This window comes from Stenotrophomonas sp. STEN046 (assembly GCF_056759755.1).
This window is the reverse complement of sequence record NZ_JBRRDR010000002.1, coordinates 55258-76219: the sequence shown is the minus strand read 5'-3', so window position 1 is coordinate 76219 and position 20962 is coordinate 55258. Positions and strand designations below refer to the sequence as shown.

The window sequence follows — 20962 nt, the reverse complement described above, 5'->3', positions numbered from 1 at the left end:
TGCGGCCACCGCCCCTGATGCATCGCCGGCAACCGGCGTTTACGGAACGATCGAACGATGAGCAACGCGCAGCACTGGATTGCCCGCAAGGGCCAGCCCCTGCAGGGCAGCCTGACCATTCCCGGCGACAAGTCGGTCTCGCACCGCTCGGTGATGTTTGCCGCGCTGGCCGATGGCACCTCGCATATCGAAGGGTTCCTGGAAGGCGAAGACACCCGCGCCACCGCGCGCATCTTCAGCCAGTTGGGCGTGCGCATCGAAACACCCAGCGCTTCGCAGCGCATCGTGCACGGCGTCGGTATCGACGGCCTGCAGGCGCCCAGCGCGCCGTTGGACTGCGGCAATGCCGGCACCGGCATGCGCCTGCTGGCCGGCCTGTTGGCAGGCCAGGCCTTCGACTGCACGCTGATCGGCGATGAATCGCTGTCCGGCCGTCCGATGCGCCGCGTCACCGGCCCGCTGTCGCAGATGGGCGCGAAGATCGACACCGAAGAAGACGGCACGCCGCCGCTGCACGTGCATGGCGGGCAGACGCTGCACGGCATCGACTTCGCCTCGCCGGTGGCCAGTGCACAGATCAAGTCCGCTGTGCTGCTGGCGGGCCTGTACGCACACGGCGAAACCAGCGTGACCGAACCGCACCCCACCCGCGACTACACCGAGCGCATGCTGTCCGCGTTCGGCGTGGACATCGATTTTTCGCCCGGCAAGGCCCGCCTGCGCGGCGGCCAGCGCCTGCGTGCGACCGACATCGTGGTACCGGCCGACTTCTCTTCGGCGGCGTTCTATCTGGTTGCCGCCAGCATCATTCCCGGTTCCGAACTGCGCTTGAAGCAGGTCGGCCTGAACCCGCGTCGCACCGGCCTGCTGCACGCACTGCGCCTGATGGGCGCGGACATCACCGAAGAAAACCCGGCAGAGCAGGGCGGAGAGCCGGTGGCCGACCTGGTGGTGCGCTACGCCCCGCTGAAGGGCGCGCGCATTCCCGAGGCGCTGGTGCCGGACATGATCGACGAGTTCCCGGCGCTGTTCGTTGCCGCTGCCGCTGCCGAAGGGCAGACCGTGGTGAGCGGCGCGGCCGAGCTGCGGGTGAAGGAATCGGACCGTCTGGCCGCGATGGCGACCGGCCTGCGCGCGCTGGGCATGCAGGTGGATGAAACCGAAGACGGCGCCACCCTGCATGGCGGTGCATCGCTGGGCAGCGGCACGATTGAAAGCCATGGCGACCACCGCATTGCGATGGCCTTCGCGATTGCAGGGCAGATCAGCCATGGCGAAGTACGCATCAACGATATCGCCAACGTCGCCACGTCCTTCCCCGATTTCGACGGGCTGGCGCGTGGCGTGGGGTTCAACCTGGCCTGAGCCGTACCGAAGCCGCCGGGCATGGCCCGGCGCTGCCGGGAACAACGCGTGGGTAGCGCCGGGTCATGCCCAGCGGCTTCGGGCAGGCGCAAAAAAAACGGAGGCCGAAGCCTCCGTCCTGTTCCCACACCCTACCTGCGATCAACGCTGCTCGGTGCGGAAATCCACCGGCACGCGCACCACGCTGGCCACGCTGCGGCCATCACGCACGGCAGGTTCGAACTTCCAGCCCTGCACGGTGTTCAACACCGCGCGGTCCAGGTCACGACTGCGCTCACCGCTGCGCGATACGATCGCCGCGTCGGTCACGTTGCCGCGGGTGTCCACGTTCAGGCTGGCAACCACGCTGCCCTGCACGCCGCTACGCAACGCAGCAGCGGGGTAGGCCGGCTTGCCGTTGCTGGCCAGCGGGCGTGCTTCGCGGTTGCGGGTTGCCGCCGGTGCCGCCTTGCGCTGGTTCTGGGCCGGCGCAGCCTGGCGCGCGGCAGGCGCCGGCGCGGTCGCTACGGGCGTCTCGGTGGCCGGCAGCATGCGCTCGCTCACCGGGGCCGGGGCAATCTCGTCCTGGCTGGAATACCGCAGCCAGACCAGCGCCGCTGCGAACATGGCCACAATCAGTGCCAGCCACAGCCAGGTGGATGTGCCGCGCGGCTCAACCGCGCCATCCTGCTGCAGCTGCGGCGAATGAAGGTTTTCGTGGGTGGTGGCAGTCATCGCAAACTCCTCGCGTCAGTAACGACGCCCAAAGTCTTGCCCGAGCCGGTGTAGCGGTGTGTCAGCGTTGCGTCAACGCGACCGGCAGGGTTCAGTTTGCCTGCCGGAAAGCGTTCAGTTACTGCGCCTTGAAGTCGAACGGCACTTCAATGCTGCCCGGTACCGCCTGGCCATTGCTGTGCGCCGGGGTAAAGCGCCAGCGGCGCACGGCGTCGGTGGCGGCACGGTCAAGATCGCGCGAACCACTGCGCTGGACCAGCGTGACATTGTTCGGGTAGCCGGTGGCATCCACTTCCACCCGCACCACCACGCTGCCGGTCTCGCCACGGCGCAGCGCAGCGGTCGGGTAATCCGGCGGCGGCGACTGGCCGCTGATCGGCATCGGCTGCGCATTGGCGGTGGCCGGCGCGGCAGTGCCCGGGGCCGGCGCCGCCGGCTCGATCGAAGCGGGCGGCGGGGGCGGGGCGGTTTCCACCAGTTTCGGTGCGTCCTCTTCCGGCACCGGCGCGGGCTTGGCCGCGGGCATGTCGCTGGAACCGGCTGCGGCGGCCAGCGGCTCGGGCAGCGGCTCCACCTGCGCGGTTTCCTGCGGGGTCTGCGCTGCCGGATCATCGGCGCGGAAGAATTCCTTGTCGCGGCCGGCCAACCAGACCACCACGAACAACAGAATGCCCACACCGAACGCGATGCCGGCAATCTTCAGGGCGTTGCGCGGGATATGCACGGTGAACGACTTGGCAGGCGACGAGCGGGGAGCAGACATGGACCAGACCAGTGCGGAATGTCCCGATTCTGCCATGCCCGGAATGAACCGGGCGGCAGAAATCCGTATAACAGGCGATAATCCCGTTCCTGATACCCACCACGACGCCTGCCATGCTTGATCCAGCCCTGCTCCGCCACCAGCCCGCCGACCTCGCCGAACGCCTGCGCACCAGCCGCGGCTTCGAGCTCGACGTGTCTGCCCTGGAGTCACTGGAGGCCGATCGCAAGCGCATCCAGGTGCGCACCCAGGAACTGCAGAGCCTGCGCAACAGCCGTTCCAAGGCCATCGGCCAGGCCAAGGCCAAGGGCGAGGACGTTTCGGCCATCATGGCCGAGGTCGCCGCGTTCGCCGATGAGCTGAAGGCCTCGGAAGTGGCCCTGGAGGTGCTGCGCGAGAAGATCGACACGATCGCGATGGGCATCCCCAACCTGCCGGCCGACGACGTGCCGGCCGGTGCCGATGAAAGCGGGAACGTCGAGCAGTCGCGCTGGGGCACCCCGCGCCAGTTCGACTTCAAGGTGCTGGACCACGTTGAGCTGGGCGCCCGCAACAAGTGGCTGGACGGCGAAACCGCGGCCAAGCTGTCCGGTTCGCGCTTCACCGTGCTGCGCGGCCCGATCGCGCGCCTGCACCGTGCCCTGGCCCAGTTCATGCTGGACCTGCACAGCGGCGAGCATGAGTACCAGGAAACCAACGTACCGGTGATCGTCAACGCCGACAGCCTGTACGGCACGGGCCAGCTGCCCAAGTTCGAAGAAGACATGTTCATCACCCAGCTGGGTGAGCAGAAGCGTTACCTGATCTCGACCTCGGAGATCTCGCTGACCAACATCGCCCGCGACGAAATCCTCGACGCCGAGCGCCTGCCGCTGCGCATGACCGCGCATTCGCTGTGCTTCCGTTCCGAAGCCGGCAGCGGTGGCCGTGACGTGCGCGGCATGATCCGCCAGCACCAGTTCGAGAAGGTCGAGCTGGTTTCGATCTGCCGCCCTGAAGAGAGCGATGCCGAGCACCAGCGCATGACCCGCTGCGCCGAAGTGGTGCTGGAGAAGCTCGGCCTGCCGTACCGCAAGGTGCTGCTCTGCACCGGCGACATGGGTTTCTCGGCCATCAAGACCTACGACCTGGAAGTCTGGTTGCCGTCGCAGGACACCTATCGCGAAATCTCCTCGTGCTCCAACACCGGCGATTTCCAGGCCCGCCGCATGCAGGCCCGCTGGCGCAACCCGGCCACCGGCAAGCCGGAACTGGCGCACACGCTGAATGGCTCTGGCGTGGCCGTCGGCCGCGCGATGATCGCAGTGATGGAGAACTACCAGAACGCCGACGGCAGCATCACCGTGCCGGACGTGCTGCGCCCGTACATGGGTGGCATCGAAACCATCGGCTGAAACCGGTAGCGCCGGGCCATGCCCGGCGGCTTTGGGAGCTCGGATCCACGCATGGCGTGGATCTACCGGACGTTGCCTCGGCGGAGGGCCTGCCTTCCCGGCACCGCGTCCGCATCCCTGCCTGCAGGCTCTGCAGTAGATCCACGCCATGCGTGGATAGCGCACCCCTCATCGAGGGTGTTCAGTAGATCCACGCCATGCGTGGATAGCGCATCCCTCATCGAGGGCGTTCGGTAGATCCACGCCATGCGTGGATAGCGCATTCCTCATCGAGGGTGTTCAGTAGATCCACGCCATGCGTGGATAGCGCATTCCGTCAGCCCACCACCCGCAGCTTCTCCAGCGGCACCCAACCGGCGTCGCCGCTCTCCGGCACGCACCATGCCCATCCATTGAGCGTGCGTTGCCCGTGCAGCACCTGCCCGGGATCCACATCCAGCTCCCGCGCACAGTAATCCTCAGTGGCAAACGCGCCACCCTGAGCATCGCGACCGATCACCGGCGCCGGCACGAATCCAGGTTGTTGCCCCTCGGCCTCGCACAGGAACCAGTCTTCCCAGCCCTCCGGCCCTTCATAGCGTTCGCCCACCACCAGCGCCTGGCCGCGGCGCAAGGTAAAGGGGGTCGGAAATTCGCTGCGATGTGCAGTGGTCACGATGTAGTTCATGACTCAGCCTAACGTTCTGATGAGTGTTATGCATGGCGCTGCATCCACGCCATGCGTGGATGGCGCACCGCTCAGGCCACACAAAAAAACGGTCCCGCAAAACGGGGCCGTCGGGGTGGGCCGGGATGGGGGAGGGAATCCCGGCCCGCGTTCAGTGCCCATACGAGGGAGAGAGGGGCACCGAACGCTGGAACACGTTACGCAGCAGCGACTTCTGCAGACGCGTGCGAGGGCAGCGCGGCCAGCGCACCGGCAATGGCGTCCTCACGGTGCTGCGGCGAGTAGGCAATGCCTTCGGCGCGCACGAACTCGATGTCATTGATGCCCCAGAAGGCGAACGTCTGGCGCAGGAAGGGCTCCTGGAAGTCCGCCGGCGAATCGGTATAGATACCGCCGCGGCTGCTGACCACGATCACGCGCTTGCCACCGGCCAGGCCCACCGGGCCATTCTCGGTGTACTTGAAGGTGCGGCCGGCCACCGCCACGCGGTCGATCCAGGCCTTCAGGGTGGAAGGAACGCTGAAGTTGTACATCGGCGCGCCGATCACCACGATGTCAGCGGCCAGGAACTGCTCGAGCACCTGTTCAGCATCGGCCGCTTCGGCCGCGTCGGTCTTTGCCAGAGAGCCGCTGCGCAGGTGCGGTACCGGATTGGCGTCAAGATCGCGATAATCAACCTGCAGGCCGTCGATCTGCTGCTTGAGCTGGGCCACCACGGCGGCGGTCAGGTGGCGGGAGACGGAGTTGTCGCCAAGCACGCTGGCGTCGATGTGCAGAAGCTTCATGGCAGTACCTATGTTCGGAAGAGGTGGCGGGCTTGCCGCCGACGGAGAGAACGATAGGTTGTTGCATCGGCGGGATAAAGGTGGTTGAATGCCACGTATTGTTCTAGATATGGAACTCGGGTATGCATGACCTGAATGACCTGTACTACTTCGCGATGGTGGTCGACCACGGCGGTTTCGCCGCAGCAGAGCGCGCACTGGGCATCCCCAAGTCGCGCCTGAGCCGCCGTATCAGCCAGTTGGAAACCGATCTGGGCGTGCGCCTGCTGCAGCGCTCCACGCGCCGCTTCGCCGTGACCGACGTCGGTACCAGCGTGCATCGCCACGCGCAGACCATGCTTGCCGAGGCCCAGGCCGCGCGTGAGGTGGTGGACCGCCTCAGCGCCGAGCCACGTGGCCTGGTGCGTGCCAGCGTGCCGGTATCGCTGGCGCAGATGCAGCTGCCCAAGCTGCTGCCCAAGTTCCTGGAGCAGTACCCCAAGGTGCGGCTGCAGCTGAACATCAGCAACCGTCGGGTGGACATCATCAATGAAGGCTACGACGTCGCCCTGCGCGTGCGTTCGCGGCTGGATGACGATGGCAGCCTGGTCATGCGCAGCTTCGGCCAGGTGCAGGAGCTGCTGGTGGCCAGCCCGAAGTACCTGGACCGCGCCGGTCGTCCGAAGGACCCGGAAGAGCTGGCCAACCATGTCACCCTGAGCATCAGTGAAGACGAAGCGCGCCAACGCTGGGAACTGCACGGACCGGAAGGCGCGGTGCGCCGGGTGGACCTGCAGCCGCGCGTGGCTGGCTTCGACTTCCCGCTGCTGCAGAGCATGGTGAAGGACGGTTTCGGCATCACCATGCTGCCGGAAACCGTCTGCGCCGATGCCGTGCGCAATGGCGAGCTGGAAGTGGTGCTGCCGGACTGGTCGCTGCCGCAGGGCGTGTGCCATGCCGTGTTCGCCTCGCGCCGCGGCCTGCTGCCGGCGGTGCGGGTGTTCATCGACTTCCTGGCCGAGCACCTGCCGCCGCAGCTGGAGGCCTCGCGCCTGGATTGCGGTGGTGCGTGCGAGAAGGCCAAGGAGCGGATCAAGGCCAGTGCGCTGGGTGCGTTGGCGGTGGACGCGGGCTGAGGCCGGCGTCTGACGCAACAACGGTCTTGGGCAAATCGCCCGGCCGTGCGAGAATGCGTGCCCGGCCAGCAGGCTGGGCCGATACGGAGAGATGGCCGAGCGGTTTAAGGCACCGGTCTTGAAAACCGGCGAAGGGTTAAACCTTCCGTGGGTTCGAATCCCACTCTCTCCGCCAAAATTTTGAAAGGCCCCTGTTTACGCAGGGGCCTTTTTTGATGGAGGAGAACCTGCGGGCAGGGCGCCTGCCTTGGCGCGATCTCGATGACACCCCCCGCAGCAGCTCACGTCATTCACGTACGGCAGAGTGGGAGTGTCCCTGAATGGACACCCCTTGGCCTGCGATACGCCTAGCCTTGCGGGCGCGGATCAGGCACTTGGTCGCCTGCAAATCCCTTGTAAAGCAGAGACGCCCTGCTATCGGCAGCCGCCAGCTCAGCCGAGCTGAGGCGCATCCTCACGATCTCGATCGCTGCCTTCTGATCGCCCATGATGTAGGCCAAACGGAGGTAGGCTGCTCCATCCACAGCGTTTGGCACTCTCGATTCACGATATGACTCCGAGATCGCATATAGCGCGTAGTAGTTGCCCGAGAGCACCTGATTTCGGAGCATGACCTGGCCGTCCATGAAGTTCTTCTCCAAGGCGATTCGCTTTCCCAATACGGTGGCGGCGGTGGTGTCACCTGCTGACGCCTTTTGTTGCAGTACGTCCAGTGACTCTGACTGCATGTATTCGAGTTCAGCTTCTGAAGGGTACTTGTGGCGGATCAGCCACTCAGCCTCTTCTCGAGATTTTGCTTGCAAGGGGGCAGCTTCATTGCAGTCTCCGATGCACATGCGCTCTGCAATTGCCGCCGCGTTGGAGCCCGATGGGCTACCAGTGATTGAGCGTTGCGGCGTGCTGGCCTGTGGGGGGAGAGCAGATTCGGCGGACGACGCGAGCTGTTCTGCCGCCAGTGATGCTGCGCCCTGGCTTGAGGTAGGTTGTTCCGAACAGGCAGTGGCGGTGACTGCCAGGATGGCTGTAAGCAAGATCGATCTCATGCGCATTACCTCACCCCGCGCATACTATTGTGGACCGGTGCAGCACCGAGATAGGCTTTTCCGATGCTGGACCCTGTGTGGCGCCACTGCATGTAGTGGTTCTCATCAAATGACGTGCCACCGCTCCGAGGTCCTTCCTGCCACGATCTGATCAGGCCAATCTTGTCGAACATCAGCCGCCATGCGATGTAGAGCGGGTAGAGGCTTTGCTTCCTGGATGACATCTTGATCAGCAGGGATCGCACCGCTCTGCCATTACCGTCATGCAGCGGATGGATCGACAAGAATTGGAATGCTGCAGCTTCGTCCACCTGCCCATTTGGGTTGTCGAGATGAGCTGCAAGGAACGACATCAGATCCTGCATCTGATGCGGCACTCTTGCTATGGAAGGACAGACCAGGCCTGCCTCCAATGGTGATGCGGAACCGACCCAGGAGCGATCCGATCGAAGTTGGAACGACGCGATCCCGGCGCAGTGGGTGATCTGTTCAAGGAAACGTCTCCAATCCTGGATATCGCTGTTTGCCAACGGGCGTAGACTGTGAATGATGCTGTCCCCGAAGCAGGGAGCAAGCGATTGGTTTTTTATTGAATGAAGCCCGTGAACACGATTTAGCCGTGCTGTGATGAGCAGGATTGGCCGTAACGCTGCCTCATCCATTCTCCAGTCAGTAAGTGGGGCTGAGGAGAATGTGTATCCAGACAGCGGTTGAGGGCTGGAGACGACGATTGCATGGTCTTCCCAGATCCGGGGATCGGCCGCTTCCTTGATCAGTGGTAGCGGTGTAAACAGGCAGCCTGGACGGAGCTGAGTTGTCGACAGCATATTTCATGCATCCCTGATGGTGGCCTCAGTAGCGGGGCGCACCGAACGCCATAGGCGGGCAGACCGTTTGTATCGTCGTGATACGCAAGTTTGCGGCCCCAATCCCGGCCAAAGCGGGTGCTTTGGCGCGGCCATCATTGGCGCAATACGCTGGCTCCAAAAAGTAGGGAAAACCCGCGTTGATCCGTGCTCGCGCCAGATGAGACAAGGGATGGCGAATTGCCCATCGAATGGCGAAATTCAGCGGTACAACATTTCCTGAATTTTACGTGTCCCCGGCCCCAGCGGCTGGCCAAACGCGATAAACCGCGTTGCCTCAGGAGGTATCGCCCCTCAGTCGCACAAGCAGCATCGGAACCGGCGCCACCACACTTGGCTGGTCTGTCACGTCTTCGAACGGTCGGGGCACTTGCTGGGGACTACAAGTGCTACGGCGCAGCGCAATGCAGCTCAGTCACGGACATCCAGAGTTCGCTGCGTGAAGTCACCCGGTTGGCCAAGGGTGGCGGTAGCAGTGAGGGCGTCTGAGCCGCGCATGAGCGCCTCGGCGAGTTGAATGAAGTCATCCACGCCGTTCCGGTGGCTGCCGCCTTCGGTGTACTCAGTAGCGACGACCACCCTTCGGCTTGTTATGGCACAAGGGATAACTGGAGCACGATCGGAAAGCCCCATGCGGCCCAGTCCTGTCCACGAACACGCCCACCTTGCAGACCGGGCAGCGTTCTTCAGTGATGGCCGCCCCTGAAATCGCGGTTACCTCCACAGCCCCCTCCTGCACCAGCTCATCCAGGAACGGCGAGTGTTTCCCCTGCAGGGTGAACATCGCCACGGACCGGCGCGCACGTGTCAGCGCCACATAGAACAGCCGCCGCTCTTCACTCAGCAGGAAGGTATCGCCATCCGGCATCGCCAGTGAAAGCACCGGGTCATCCGAGCGCAGGCTCGGGAAGCCGCGGTTCACCATTCCCGGCAGAATCACGTAGTCCGCTTCCCGGCCCTTGGATCGATGGACGGTCAGGAACTCAACGTCCATCGTGCTGCCGAAGGCCGTCTTCCAATCGGCAGGAACCGCAGTGCGGTCGGCCCGGTAGCGCCCCAGGATTAACACGCTCACGCGCCCGTTGCGCCCTTGCTGCAGTAGCCCGGACAACAATTGCAGATGCAGTCCGGCAAGGTACTGGCGGATGCCGTCCTGCACCTCGTCGCGCCGCGTCATCTGGAACGCCTGCAGCACCGGGCCGACCGCCGGCGTTGCGGAATGAACCGCCTTGGCCATCTGTGCCGGGTTTCTGCTGATGAACTGGCTGGAGATGTCGCAGAGTTGCTGCGGGCAGCGGAAGGTCTGCTGCAGTTTCAGCACCTGGCCATGCCCCATCCAGTCGCGGAATCCGGTCATCACCGAAACGTCGGCACCGGCAAATCGATTGATCGACTGCCAGTCGTCGCCGACCGCGAACAGGTATCGACCCGGGGCACTGACCAATGCGCGGCAGAGACGTGCGCGGGCGCGTGAGGCATCCTGGAATTCGTCCGCCATCACCAGTTCGTAGGGCGATTCGTAGTGCCCCTGTTCCAGGATGCCGGCGGCCATGTTGAGCATGTCTTCAAAGTCGATGCCGCGTTCGTCGGCCAGCGCGTTGTCCCAGGCCTGGAAGACAGGGACGGCGATCTCAAGGAAGCGCCGGTAGCGTTCCTTGAACTGGTCCTCTGGCATCTGCCGCAGGCGTGCGGCCATATCCTCCAGCGTCAGGCAGTTGCTCTTGGCGTGGGCAATGAAGGTGCGCATCAACCCGATCAGATCCGCATCCGGCATCGGCTTTGCGCCCTCGTTGGGCAGCTCGCGGTCCGGATTCGGGTCAAGCTCGACATCGGATTGGCCAAGCTTCTCAGCCAGATCGTGCAGGGCATGCCCGCTGCGCAGGCCGAACGAGGTCGTCTCGACAAGGGCGGTACCGCGTGCCACATGCTGCTCGCGCTTCCAGCGCATGCCGTCCGCATAGCCGGCGAAATGCTCCGGCGGCTGGCCATCGGCATCCAGCGCAAAATGCTCGTGATACAGCGCGGCGTCGGGGTAGTAGAAGTCGGGTCGGTACTGGCGGTGGCTGTCGGTGGCCGTATCAAATTCATAGCGGCGCTCGTAGTCGTAGCTCACGCCGTTGTAGAACAGCCAGTCGGCGATCACGCACTCCTCCAGACTCTTCACCCGCTCCCCCTGCAGGGTGCGGATGTAGGGCGTGCCGTCGCGGTCGTAGCCATCGGCCAGCATCTCCGCACCGAACGGCGGCAGGTCCCGGCCGAACACCAGGCGGAACATGTCCCATTGGGTGCGGAAGTGGGTCGAGCGATCCTTCAGGTCGTCCACCAGTTCGGCCAGCTTGTTGAAGCCCCGCGTGGAATCAATGGCCCATTCGGGAATGTAGGGCTTGCGCCCGGTCGCCTTGCCGATGATGGCCAGGCCCAATGCATGGAAGGTGCGGGTTTCAACAACGGTGTCGGTCATGCCGAGCCGTGCGAAGGAGCGCTGCGCGCGCTCTTCCAGCTCCTGGGCGGCCTCCTTGTTGAAGGCGAGCATGACGATCCGCTCAGGCGCCACGAAACCACGGTCAATGGCATAAGCCGCCTTGGCGACCAGCGTGGAGGTCTTGCCGGAGCCGGCCGAGGCGACCACCTGGACGCGGTTGTCGAAACAGATCACCGCCCGTGCCTGCTCTTCGGTCAGCGGCCTGCTTTCGACCCGGTCCAGAAAGTCCCTGGCCAAGGCGAGTTCCCGCGTGGCCATGGACGCGTTCGCTTCGGCCCAGACATCAGGCCAGCCCAGTTCCCAGTCGCGCAGCGCATCCAGGGCCGCAAGGTGACTGCCGGACTGCAGGTCTGCGTGGACCTCTTCATCGAGGAACAGGCGTTCCAGCTCAGGATGCTGGAGCGGCAGTACGGGGCGGTCGGCCAGCAGCGCCTGCTGCTGCTCGTGGGTGATCCAGCGGCGGCCGGCGTTGCCCCGGTCTGTGAGTGCGTCAGCCGCACCCAGCCACGACTGGATCTGTTGCAGGATCGTGTCAAACAGAGCCTTGCGCCCGCGTGTGGTGCGCGCAGAAAGCACGTCCTGCACGGCAGCCGCAAGCTGGGACGCCTGCCGCTTGGGAAGCCCATCCACGGACAGCCCCGCGCCGTCCCCGGTCTGCACTGTGACCCTGGACCAGAACAGCCCCGGAGTGACCCGTAGGCGGCGCTCTTCATCCACGCGCTGGCGATACTGCTTGCCCCCGAGATGGAGCTCGACGTGTTCGCCATCCAGCCGCAACCACCACTGTGGGGAGCGGGTCACTCGCCGGCCCCAGCCCGAGGGGCGCCATTCCATAGACATCCAGATACTGCCTTGCGTGCGTCAACCGGGCGTACAGAGCCCTTACAGCCCAATGATAAGGGGCCTTGACGCGGCGTGTGGCTTCTTCCAGTTTGAAGTGACCATGCAGGCGGTTGGTTATTCGCCGTCCGTCGTCGCTGTACGGTAGGCTTGCGGCAGGTCGTAGCCATTGCTGCGGCCCATGTTTCAACTCTTCAATGGATGACAGTCACGGAAGGATTTCAATGTCAGGAAGAACGCTCACCACCAAGATTGGGAACCCCCTGCTGGCTCTCGCTGTACTGGCGACTGCTTTTCCTGTCAGCGCGCAATCCATGGGCCCGACCCTGGGCTGCATCGTGGAGGAAAGCGATAAGGATGGTCGATGGATCGCGTCCCGGAACGTGATGGAGGCGACGGGTGACCCAGCCGCGATGCCCGAACGCTACTCGTGGACGCCAAAGGAAAAGATGCACGTTGGTCCTGGTATGACGTTCGATTGGTCGCTGGATTACGAGCATCGGCCCGAACGCGTGAAGGACCTCAGGGCGGTGCCGGAGAGTGAGATTGTCGTGATCCTGCACTTCTGGTTCGACGCACAGAAGGCCGGCGAGCCGTTGAAGATCCCACAACGCAGCGGAATGCATCTGTACCGGTCAGCTGATCCGCAGAAGGACTTTTCGTTTACTTCCACCAGCCTGACTACTGCAATGCTCTGGACCAAGCACAACAACGGCAACGCCAGCACGAGGGCGTTCATGCCGCTGGACAGCTTGTTGGCGTTCGGCGCGGGGATGGATACGCTGGTCTGGAATATCCGTACCGAGCCCAACGATTTCGGGGGGACCTTCGCCATCGCCAAGGGCATCCTGCCGATTGAGGAAATGCGCAACAAGGCGGCGATGATCGCTAAGCTGCATCGCTCGCTGGACCGGAAAGCGGCGAAGTTCCGAACCGAGTGCCACGCTCCGCTCATCATGGTTGGCGGCTAGCATCGGGCAGGGCGTCGTGCCGTCGGTCGCCGCCCCGGTTGAGTTCGCGACGCTCTAACGGGTCGAACGTGCCGACTCGTAGCCCTCTGCCTGGGTCAGCAAGGTACTTTTCCCCTCATCACTGCGGGGGCGCTGACGGCGGGGAGGGCTCTGGCCGTTCCGACCCAGCCGTGTCGACGGCCGCGTAGTCGCGCATCTTTACGCGAAAGGGCGCGATGCACCCGGTAAGGGAGACACAGAGGGAGAGGGAAAGTGCGATCAACGCCAGTGTTTTCATCGGGATGCCATGCAGTAGGGATGCTGCTTCTTTTCTGGGCGCCATGTTCACGTGCTCATGGTCGTAAGTCCATGGCCTTTACTGGCTCTTTCCCGCGCCTGCTCGATTGGCAGAGGCAACGTCGGCGCTGTACCGGGACTCCCCCGTTCAGGGGAGGCGATCACCACCGTGGGTTGCCAGAATTGCGCTTTCACACACCGGAGTGCCCCCATGACCAACGCAGTTCGCAAAACCGCCAGTTTCGGGGTGCCGTGGGAATCGGCATACGGGTATGTGCAGGCGTTGCGCGTCAATAACACGATTTTCGTGTCGGGCCAGCTTTCGCACACGTCGGATGGGCAGTTGGTAGCGCCGGCGGAGCTCGGTGCCGATGGCCGGCCTGCCAGTTTCGACACCATGGAGGCGCAGATGAAGCGCACCTATGAGAACGCGCAGATCCTGCTGGCCGAACTGGGCGGCTCCCTGGCCGATGTGGTTGAAGAGACGCTGTTCGTGATCGATGTACCGGCGGCGTTCGCGGCCAGCGGCAAGGTTCGTCCGGCCATGTACGGCCAGCCGGTTCCGCAGGTGGCCAGCAATCTTATCGGGGTTTCGGCGCTGGCCTTCCCGCAGCAGCTGATCGAGATTGCCTTCCGCGCTGAAGTGCAGGACTGAAGGCTGCGTTGGGTCATCTGGATAGATGGCCCAACGCCTCGCCAGCGGCGTTGGGCCTTCAGAAGGCCGGCTCGATCACCGGTGATGAATCAACCGTCGGATAGGACAGCCGATACTTCCGCGACGTACCCTCATCGACGAAAATCTCGATCGAGCGCCGCCGGGCAATCGCGGCCTTGGTAACGCCCAGCGCGCACAGACCGGATGCTTCAAGCACGGTGGCAGTCATCAGATGCCGCCCCGGTTTCAGCGCGAAGGTGACCGTTTCGGCAGTGTTGAGATGGGCAGCCATCTGTTCGTCAACCATGACCCCTACCGCGCACTTGCCGTTGATCGCGCCTATGTCGCGCGTGATCACCACATTTCCCGTCGTTGCGCCCTGATCGGCGAGCGCGAACAGCCGTTCGGCGGGAACAGGTTTGACGTCCGCGGCATCGGGTTGCCGAGTGGGCAGCGCGCAGCCCGCAATCAGCACTGTGGTGGCAACCATTGCCAGCTGCAGTGCGGCCATGGCACTCCTGGAATGCATCTGTCTGCTCCCTGTTGAGACGGCCTGCCCGACGTCGGGACCGTGGCCTGTTCGCGCGACTTTACATGAACACATGACGCCCATGCTTTCGGGATGAACTGTCGGGTTCAACCTGCCTGTGCCCCCCGGCGGGGCAGAATTCGGGCTGACCCGTCGATGGCGTGCTCGGCGAAGCCTGTTGCAGAGCACATGCCCGCAGTGCAACCGATCACGGATTGGCATTCCGCGATGCCTGACGGTGTGCTTCGGTGGTTGAGCGACGCATTTGCCTCTCTCTTTAGTGGCGCTTCTCATCAACGCTGCCTGCGCCAAGGCACTCGCCCTGGCCGGGATTGGCGTCCCGAACTTACGTACCGCTACCGGTCGCGCTTGCAGCCACCACTGCAATCACGACAATGCACCGTCTGCCAGTCCATGGCGGACGGTGCGTGGGGATCATCTGATCCGCCGGCTTTAGCGGTACGTATCCGGCACGCCAACCCGCACCGTCCGCCACCTTGCATCTGCAGGTGGCCATACCGTGAGGTTGCCGCCATGTCTGATCTGCTTCCCGACTACCCCCGCCTGCACGCGCTGCTCGGCGATGCCGTGCGCGATATTCCCAATGCGCTTGCTGAAAAGATGGAAGACGCGCTCTGTGATGCCGCCGAGTCCGCGCCGTTGTCCGCGTTCTTTGCCTTCCTGCGCGGCCACGGCGAGGGGCGCTGTGCAGACGGCAGTCCCTGGGTGGAAACCCGGCTCACACCGGGGCGCGTCCTCGATCTGGCCCTGGCGACCCGCAGTGCGTCGGGTATCACCGCGCTTACGGCGGTGTTGCACGCGGCGCACGTAGCGCGGGAGAGCGATCAAGCAGGCTTCTATCCGTCGGCGGCGCTGGTCGACGGTCTGTTCGACGCCTGCGAGGCGCTGTCGCTGCAGGTCGAACGCTGTCTTGTCCCTTGAGTGCCAAGATCCACCAATCCGGTTTTCATCTTCCGCAAACCAGATTGAAGCACTGTTTGATGCCCGCGGGGCGCTGTCGTTGCTGGAGCGCTGTCCTGTTTCGCGAAAGCTCAAAGTGGCGATGCTCCTTATGCAAGGGGCATCGCCGGGCACTATGGTGTGCTGGACGCCTGGCGCGGGTCGGCGATGATCCGGGATGGTGAGCCGTACAGCACCAGCACCTTGCTGCCGTTGCCGAAGATCGGTTCTGGCCCCTGCACGACCGTCATCAGGTTGCCATTCTCGGTCTGCACCACGTACTCCAGGCCCTTCGCCTGAGACATCGAGCGTTCCGTCGCAGCACCGGCAATGGCACCCACCACAATGCCACCAATGGCGCCAATGGCGGCCGCCGAATCACTGCCGCCCAGGGTGGAGCCCGCAACGCCGCCAGCGGCTGCACCTGCTGCCGCGCCACCGCCACGGGTGCCGTCAATGCTGATCGGGCGAACACTGATGACCGTACCGCCGACGGTACGGTTGACCTGGCCCACCGAACCGACCGAGTAGCTGTCGGTCCGAACGTTGGGTGTGCAGCCCGCCAGGGCCACGGCAACCAGCGCCACGACGATCAACGGCTTCACGGTGCATCCTGCTTGCTCGGGAACATCGGCTTGGATACATCCACCGTTTCCAAGGCTTGCAGGAACTGGGCGATGTTGTTCTGCGCCGAGCGACTGACCGACTCACGGGCGCGAACCATGCCCACGAAGGCGTAATCGAAAGGTACCTCGCCTGATGCACTCACATCCTGGGTGTAGACGATGCTGCCAGTGGCACGGTCAATGAGTTCGTAGCGGGCGATGGTCTTGGTCGTCATCGTTGCTCCGAAATTCGGGACGTCCAATGCCAGGATCTTCACTGCAAGGTTCAGCTTCACCGGCGCGTCATCGCGGAAGATGGCCATCTTGTTGAGAGCCTCGGTCAAGGCGGTCTGCCACATCTGGGGTACTTCATGCTGGGCCGCCGCCGGCATCTTGCCCTTGGCTTCGTCGGGGCGGGCCAAGGTAACCGTCAGTGACTTCAGCTCACCGTCGATCTTCTTGCTGCTGACGCCCACATTGGGCACCGAGAAATTGAGCGGCGGATTCGATGCACATCCTGCGAGCGATGCAGCGAGAATCGCTGCGGCCAGAAACTTCTTCATCCATTCTTCCCCTGTGGTAACTGGTCAAATTTTCCTTTTGATCGGCCGGAACGGCAGGCGGGTCCCACGCGCCGATGGCACGCGTGCCTGCCGCCCTTGGACCGGCCGATCGCTAGGATACTTGAAGCCCTCAGGGACGGGGCGACGGGCAGGGTGGCCAGCCCCGGCAGGCCGTAGGGGCGTCAAGCCGCCAACGCTATGAAGCCGCCGCCTTCAGTTGCAGGGCAGGGCAATGCGCAGCGAGGACATCGCATCCCATTGCCCCCTCAGCAGTCACTTCCCCGGCGCATCCGCAGTCTGCGCCGCCACCATCGCCTGCTGCATCTCCTTCAGCGACAGGAAGCCATCACCATCGGTGTCCAGCCCCGTGAAGTACTTCGCGATCTCCGGCACCACGGTGGCTTCTTCCTTGCTGATCTTTCCGTCTTTGTTCTTGTCCATCGCAGTGAACGCTGCGTCGATCGAGTCGGCCTGCTTGCTGAAGCGGCCCTGCTGGAATTTCGTGTACTCGGCCTTGTCGATACGCCCGTCCTTGTTGCTGTCCATGGCAGTGAACGTGGAATCGATGTAGGCCTGTTTCGGATCGGCCGGTGCGGCCTGGGCCAGCAACGGGGCGGTGCACAGGGCGATCAACAGAGCAGTCTTGGTCATGGGTCGTTGGTCCTTGAAGTGGGCAGGTCAGCGGCAGGGGTAGGTGTAGCCATCGGAGCCGCGGTAGGTGTCGTTGCGGCGGTCGTAGTTGCCGTAGCGGTTCATGCAGTAATCGGCACGTTCGCGGGTTTCACGTTCGCGCTTGGCCGCAGCGGCAATCACGCCGGCCACCACCGCAGCACCCACCACGCCGACCACCACGCCGGTGGTCTTTGCGTCGTGCCGTCGTTCGCGCTCCCGGTCGCGCTCGCGCTCGCGTTCACGGCGTTCCCATGCATCGCGGTCCCGGTCGCGGTAGTCCTGGTTCCACTGCGGGTTGTAGCGGTCGCCACGCTGCGCATGGGCGTCGCCGGAGTACGGCATCAGCACCAGCAGTTGTGCGGCTGCTGCCAGAAGCAGCGCGGTTCTTCCTGTTCTCGCAAACATCGTCCAGCTCCTGTGCGGACATCGTTGGTAGCAGCAGTACACAGGGTGGACATTGCGCGAACCTGCCGTGGCTGCGGGAAAGTGCTGCATCTAGCGAACCAGCGCCTCCACCGGGTCCAGTTGCGCAGCGCGACGTGCCGGCAGGAAGCCGAATCCGATGCCGATCAGGCTGGAACACGCGAACGCCGCGATGATGGAGCTCGCCGAGAACACCAGGCTGAAGCCCACATCGGCCAGTGCCAGCACTGTGCCCAGCAGCAGCGCCACGCCAATGCCCAGCACGCCGCCGAGCAGGCACACCAGCACCGACTCGATCAGGAACTGCTGCAGGATGTCACTGCGGCGCGCACCTACGGCCATGCGCACGCCGATCTCGCGGGTGCGCTCGGTTACCGATACCAGCATGATGTTCATCACCCCGATGCCACCCACCACCAGCGCGATGGCGGCGATGGAGCTGATCATCATGGTCAGGATGCCGGTGGTCTGTTCGATGGATTGCCGGATCTGCGCGTTGTTGCTCATGAAGAAGTCGGTGCTGCCATGGCGGCGCGCCAGCAGGCGCGCGATGGCCTGCTCGGCCGCTTCCATGGTGATGTCATCGGACACACGTACGGTGATGCTGGAGACGTGGCTCTGCCCGAGCATGCGGGCCATGGCGGTGGTGTAGGGCAGCCACACCCGCAGCAGCGAGGCGTCGCCAGCCGCACCGGCATCCTTCTTGACGACGCCCACCACGCGCGCCGGCACATTGCCCAGCAGCAGGGTCTGTCCGATCGGGTTGTCGGTCGCTGCAAAGAAGCGCGCGCGGGTATTGGCATCGATCACCACCACCTGCTGGTAACCGGCCACGCCGGGCGCGCCGAAGAAGGTGCCTTCGCCCAGCTTCAGACCGTGCACGCGGAAGTACTGTTCGCTCACACCCTGCACCTGCACATTGGCCGAGCGGTTGCCGCGCATGGCTGTGCCGGTGGTGGCAACGCCGGGTGTGGCGCTGTCCACGAAGGGCTGCCCGGCCAGGGCAGCGCTGTCGCCGGGGGTGAGTGTTTCCACCCGCGCCGAATGCGGGTCGCCAAATCCCGAGCCGGGATAGATCTCGATGGTGTTGGTCCCCAGCGAAGCAATATTGGAGAGGATGGCCTGTCGTGCGCCGGTACCCAGCGCCACGACCGATACCACCGAAGCGATACCGATGATGATGCCAAGCATGGTCAGGAAGGTGCGCATGCGATGGGCATTCATTGCGCGCAAGGCCATGCGGAAGGCTTCGGAGAAGCGATCACGCACCGCCTGCCAACCGCTGCCATCGCTGCGCCGGGGCAGGGCGGTGGCGGCCATCTCGCGTGCCGAGGTCGTTCCGGTTGCACGGTCATCCACGATCCGCCCATCGCGGATCTCGATGATGCGTTGGGCATGTTCGGCTACGGCCATGTCATGGGTTACCAGCACCACGGTGTGGCCCTCGGCATGCAGTTCGCCGAGGATCTTCATCACTTCCTTGCCCGAATGGGTGTCCAGTGCACCGGTGGGTTCATCGGCGAAGATCACCGCGCCGCCGTTCATCAGTGCACGCGCGATCGATACCCGCTGCTGTTGGCCACCAGACAGTTCACCGGGCAGATGCTGCATGCGCTCGCCCAGCCCCAGCCGTGCCAGCAGTTCGGCAGCGCGTGCATGGCGCACTAGCGCGGGCATCCCGGCATAGATCGCGGGCACTTCCACATTACCCACCGCGGTCAGGTCGGTCAGCAGGTGGTAGCGCTGGAAGATGAAGCCGAAATGTTCGCGGCGCAGCTCGGCGAGCTCGTCGGGCGACATCTGTGCGGTTTCCCGTCCGGCAATCTGGTAGGCGCCGGCGGAGGGACGGTCCAGGCAGCCGAGGATGTTCATCAGCGTGGATTTTCCCGAGCCGGATTGACCGACGATCGCCACCAGCTCGCCGGCGTGGATGTCCAGGTCGACGCCATCCAGCACCACCAGCGTCTGTTCGCCGGCGGCAAATTCGCGGCGTACCCCGCGAACGCGAAGCAGTGGTTCGGTCGTGGCGGTACTCATTGCGGCTGCGCCGCCGCGCTGGCGGTGTCATCGCTGGCCTGGGCCAGTACCACCTGCTCGCCCTGTTTCAGCCCGCTGCGGACTTCAGCCCGGATCTGGTCGTCCAGCCCGATGGTGATACGGCGCGCGGCAGCGTGGCCGTCGGCGCCGCGCACCTGCACGGTATAGCTGCCGTCGCCGGCGCGCACACTCAGTGCCGCGGAGGGAATGGTCAGCACGTTGCTGGCGCGGCCCAGCACGATGCGGACCTGGGCGGTCATGTAGCTGCGCAGGCGGCCATCGGGGTTGTCCACGTCGAACTGGCCGTTGTAGTACATGGCCGAGCGGTTGCCGCCCGCCATGGCCGGCGAAGCAAGGCTGGAGGTGTCTTCGTTGGTGATCGATTCCGGTGCCGGCGCAATGTCGCGCAGCGTGCTGCTGTAGCGGCGCCCGGCATCGCCGAGGATGGTGAAGAACGCTTCCTGGCCCACGGCGGTGTGCACGACGTCGGCTTCTGAGATCTCGGCATACACCGTCATCACGTCCTGGTTGCCCAGCATCACGATGGTCGGCGCACTCTGTACTGCATTCACGGTCTGGCCCTGGCGCGCAACCACTGCCAGCACCGTGCCATCGGTGGGTGCGGTGATGCGGGTGTATTCCAGGTTGGTCTGCGCGATGTCCACATCGGTCTGCCGCTGCACCACCTCACCCTCCAGTGCGGCGATCTGTTCACGGGTGGCATCGACCTTGGCCTTGGCCGCATCGAAGTCGGCGCGCGCCACCAGCTGCGATCGCACCAGTTGCTGTTGCCGATGCAGGGTCAGCTCGAACTGGCGCAGGTCGGTGGCCAGGGCATCGCGATTGGCCCGTGCGGTGCGCTGCGCGGCCTGCGCACTCAACAGTGCATTGCGCTGGGTGCGCGAATCGATATCCGCGATGGGGTCGCCGGCCTTTACCTTGTCGCCCAGCTTCACATGCAATTTATCGATACGGCCGGATACCTGTGCACCGACGCTCACCAGCCGCGAAGGCTTCAGCGTGCCGCTGGCTTCCACCACCTGTTCGATATCGCCCCGCACCACCGGTGCGACCTGCAGTTGCGGTGGGGGTGCCGGCCGCAACCATGCGAACAGCGCCAGTGCGCTGCACAGCAGGGCGGCAACAATGATCAGGACGCGGCGGCGCGTGTGCGGTACGGCGCTCATCGGCGCAGCATCGAGGTGGGGACATTCATCGGAGATCCTCGCGACAGAAG

Annotated in this window: 20 protein-coding genes and 1 tRNA gene; 7 read left to right on the top strand and 14 right to left on the bottom strand. The window is 64.4% G+C overall.

Features of this window, described 5'->3' with window-relative positions:
• Positions 1–57 precede the first annotated feature (57 nt).
• Positions 58–1365, top strand: coding sequence for a 3-phosphoshikimate 1-carboxyvinyltransferase (gene aroA, locus ACVOLJ_RS01695; protein WP_475280552.1), 1308 nt, complete (start codon positions 58–60; stop codon positions 1363–1365).
• A 141-nt stretch (positions 1366–1506) separates the two neighbouring features.
• Here aroA and ACVOLJ_RS01690 read toward each other — a convergent pair whose 3' ends face one another.
• Entirely contained in the window at positions 1507–2079 is a 573-nt protein-coding gene (locus ACVOLJ_RS01690; RefSeq protein WP_475280551.1) for an energy transducer TonB, read from the bottom strand.
• 118 nt (positions 2080–2197) lie between these two features.
• Complete coding sequence (locus ACVOLJ_RS01685; RefSeq protein ID WP_475280550.1) at positions 2198–2842, bottom strand: energy transducer TonB; 645 nt, start codon at positions 2840–2842, stop codon at positions 2198–2200.
• 113 nt (positions 2843–2955) lie between these two features.
• Between ACVOLJ_RS01685 and serS the strand changes: the two genes are divergently transcribed.
• Positions 2956–4236, top strand: a complete 1281-nt coding sequence (gene serS / locus ACVOLJ_RS01680) for a serine--tRNA ligase (protein WP_481563291.1) — start codon at positions 2956–2958, stop codon at positions 4234–4236.
• A 316-nt stretch (positions 4237–4552) separates the two neighbouring features.
• Here the strand turns inward: serS and ACVOLJ_RS01675 are convergent, their stop codons facing one another.
• Positions 4553–4903 carry an SH3 domain-containing protein gene (locus ACVOLJ_RS01675; RefSeq protein WP_475280548.1) on the bottom strand — a complete coding sequence of 117 codons (351 nt, stop codon included), beginning with the start codon at positions 4901–4903 and terminating at the stop codon, positions 4553–4555.
• Between the two features lie 197 nt (positions 4904–5100).
• Positions 5101–5688: an FMN-dependent NADH-azoreductase gene (locus tag ACVOLJ_RS01670; protein ID WP_475280547.1), complete on the bottom strand. Its 588-nt coding sequence runs from the start codon at positions 5686–5688 to the stop codon at positions 5101–5103.
• A gap of 122 nt (positions 5689–5810) precedes the next feature.
• On the opposite strand from ACVOLJ_RS01670, the gene ACVOLJ_RS01665 reads away from it, so the two are divergent.
• Together ACVOLJ_RS01665 and ACVOLJ_RS01660 are read left to right on the top strand one after the other, a co-directional pair.
• The gene (locus ACVOLJ_RS01665; RefSeq protein WP_025878750.1) at positions 5811–6803 is read left to right on the top strand and encodes a LysR family transcriptional regulator; all 993 of its coding nucleotides are present in this window, start codon (positions 5811–5813) and stop codon (positions 6801–6803) included.
• A gap of 85 nt (positions 6804–6888) precedes the next feature.
• Positions 6889–6978 (top strand) — tRNA-Ser (locus tag ACVOLJ_RS01660).
• Positions 6979–7150: 172 nt separating this feature from the next.
• Here ACVOLJ_RS01660 and ACVOLJ_RS01655 read toward each other — a convergent pair.
• The 3 genes from ACVOLJ_RS01655 to ACVOLJ_RS01645 form a co-directional block, all read right to left on the bottom strand.
• Positions 7151–7846: a hypothetical protein gene (locus ACVOLJ_RS01655; RefSeq protein WP_481563290.1), complete on the bottom strand. Its 696-nt coding sequence runs from the start codon at positions 7844–7846 to the stop codon at positions 7151–7153.
• 5 nt (positions 7847–7851) lie between these two features.
• Positions 7852–8673: a Fic family protein gene (locus ACVOLJ_RS01650; protein ID WP_481563289.1), complete on the bottom strand. Its 822-nt coding sequence runs from the start codon at positions 8671–8673 to the stop codon at positions 7852–7854.
• Between the two features lie 601 nt (positions 8674–9274).
• Positions 9275–12028 carry a UvrD-helicase domain-containing protein gene (locus ACVOLJ_RS01645; protein ID WP_481563288.1) on the bottom strand — a complete coding sequence of 918 codons (2754 nt, stop codon included), beginning with the start codon at positions 12026–12028 and terminating at the stop codon, positions 9275–9277.
• A 203-nt stretch (positions 12029–12231) separates the two neighbouring features.
• Between ACVOLJ_RS01645 and ACVOLJ_RS01640 the strand changes: the two genes are divergently transcribed.
• A complete protein-coding gene (locus ACVOLJ_RS01640; protein WP_475280543.1) occupies positions 12232–13005 on the top strand; it encodes a hypothetical protein in 774 nt (257 codons plus the stop codon).
• Positions 13006–13492: 487 nt separating this feature from the next.
• The gene (locus tag ACVOLJ_RS01635) at positions 13493–13936 is read left to right on the top strand and encodes a RidA family protein (RefSeq protein ID WP_481563287.1); all 444 of its coding nucleotides are present in this window, start codon (positions 13493–13495) and stop codon (positions 13934–13936) included.
• 58 nt (positions 13937–13994) lie between these two features.
• Here ACVOLJ_RS01635 and ACVOLJ_RS01630 read toward each other — a convergent pair whose 3' ends face one another.
• Positions 13995–14447 (bottom strand): hypothetical protein, encoded by a 453-nt coding sequence (locus ACVOLJ_RS01630; RefSeq protein WP_475280541.1) that lies wholly within the window; start codon positions 14445–14447, stop codon positions 13995–13997.
• Between the two features lie 552 nt (positions 14448–14999).
• Between ACVOLJ_RS01630 and ACVOLJ_RS01625 the strand changes: the two genes are divergently transcribed.
• Positions 15000–15407 carry a hypothetical protein gene (locus ACVOLJ_RS01625; protein WP_475280540.1) on the top strand — a complete coding sequence of 136 codons (408 nt, stop codon included), beginning with the start codon at positions 15000–15002 and terminating at the stop codon, positions 15405–15407.
• 152 nt (positions 15408–15559) lie between these two features.
• Here the strand turns inward: ACVOLJ_RS01625 and ACVOLJ_RS01620 are convergent, their stop codons facing one another.
• The 6 genes from ACVOLJ_RS01620 to ACVOLJ_RS01595 form a co-directional block, all read right to left on the bottom strand.
• Positions 15560–16030 (bottom strand): hypothetical protein, encoded by a 471-nt coding sequence (locus ACVOLJ_RS01620; protein ID WP_481563286.1) that lies wholly within the window; start codon positions 16028–16030, stop codon positions 15560–15562.
• The gene (locus ACVOLJ_RS01615; protein WP_481563285.1) at positions 16027–16593 is read right to left on the bottom strand and encodes a UDP-N-acetylglucosamine acyltransferase; all 567 of its coding nucleotides are present in this window, start codon (positions 16591–16593) and stop codon (positions 16027–16029) included. Before ACVOLJ_RS01615 ends, ACVOLJ_RS01620 begins: the two co-directional genes overlap by 4 nt.
• 273 nt (positions 16594–16866) lie before the next feature.
• Positions 16867–17244: an EF-hand domain-containing protein gene (locus ACVOLJ_RS01610; RefSeq protein WP_481563284.1), complete on the bottom strand. Its 378-nt coding sequence runs from the start codon at positions 17242–17244 to the stop codon at positions 16867–16869.
• A 27-nt stretch (positions 17245–17271) separates the two neighbouring features.
• Complete coding sequence (locus tag ACVOLJ_RS01605) at positions 17272–17670, bottom strand: hypothetical protein (RefSeq protein ID WP_481563283.1); 399 nt, start codon at positions 17668–17670, stop codon at positions 17272–17274.
• Positions 17671–17760: 90 nt separating this feature from the next.
• Positions 17761–19725 carry a MacB family efflux pump subunit gene (locus ACVOLJ_RS01600; protein ID WP_481563282.1) on the bottom strand — a complete coding sequence of 655 codons (1965 nt, stop codon included), beginning with the start codon at positions 19723–19725 and terminating at the stop codon, positions 17761–17763.
• Positions 19722–20912, bottom strand: coding sequence for an efflux RND transporter periplasmic adaptor subunit (locus tag ACVOLJ_RS01595; protein ID WP_475280536.1), 1191 nt, complete (start codon positions 20910–20912; stop codon positions 19722–19724). The genes ACVOLJ_RS01600 and ACVOLJ_RS01595 overlap by 4 nt, the downstream gene beginning before the upstream one ends.
• Positions 20913–20962 lie beyond the last annotated feature (50 nt).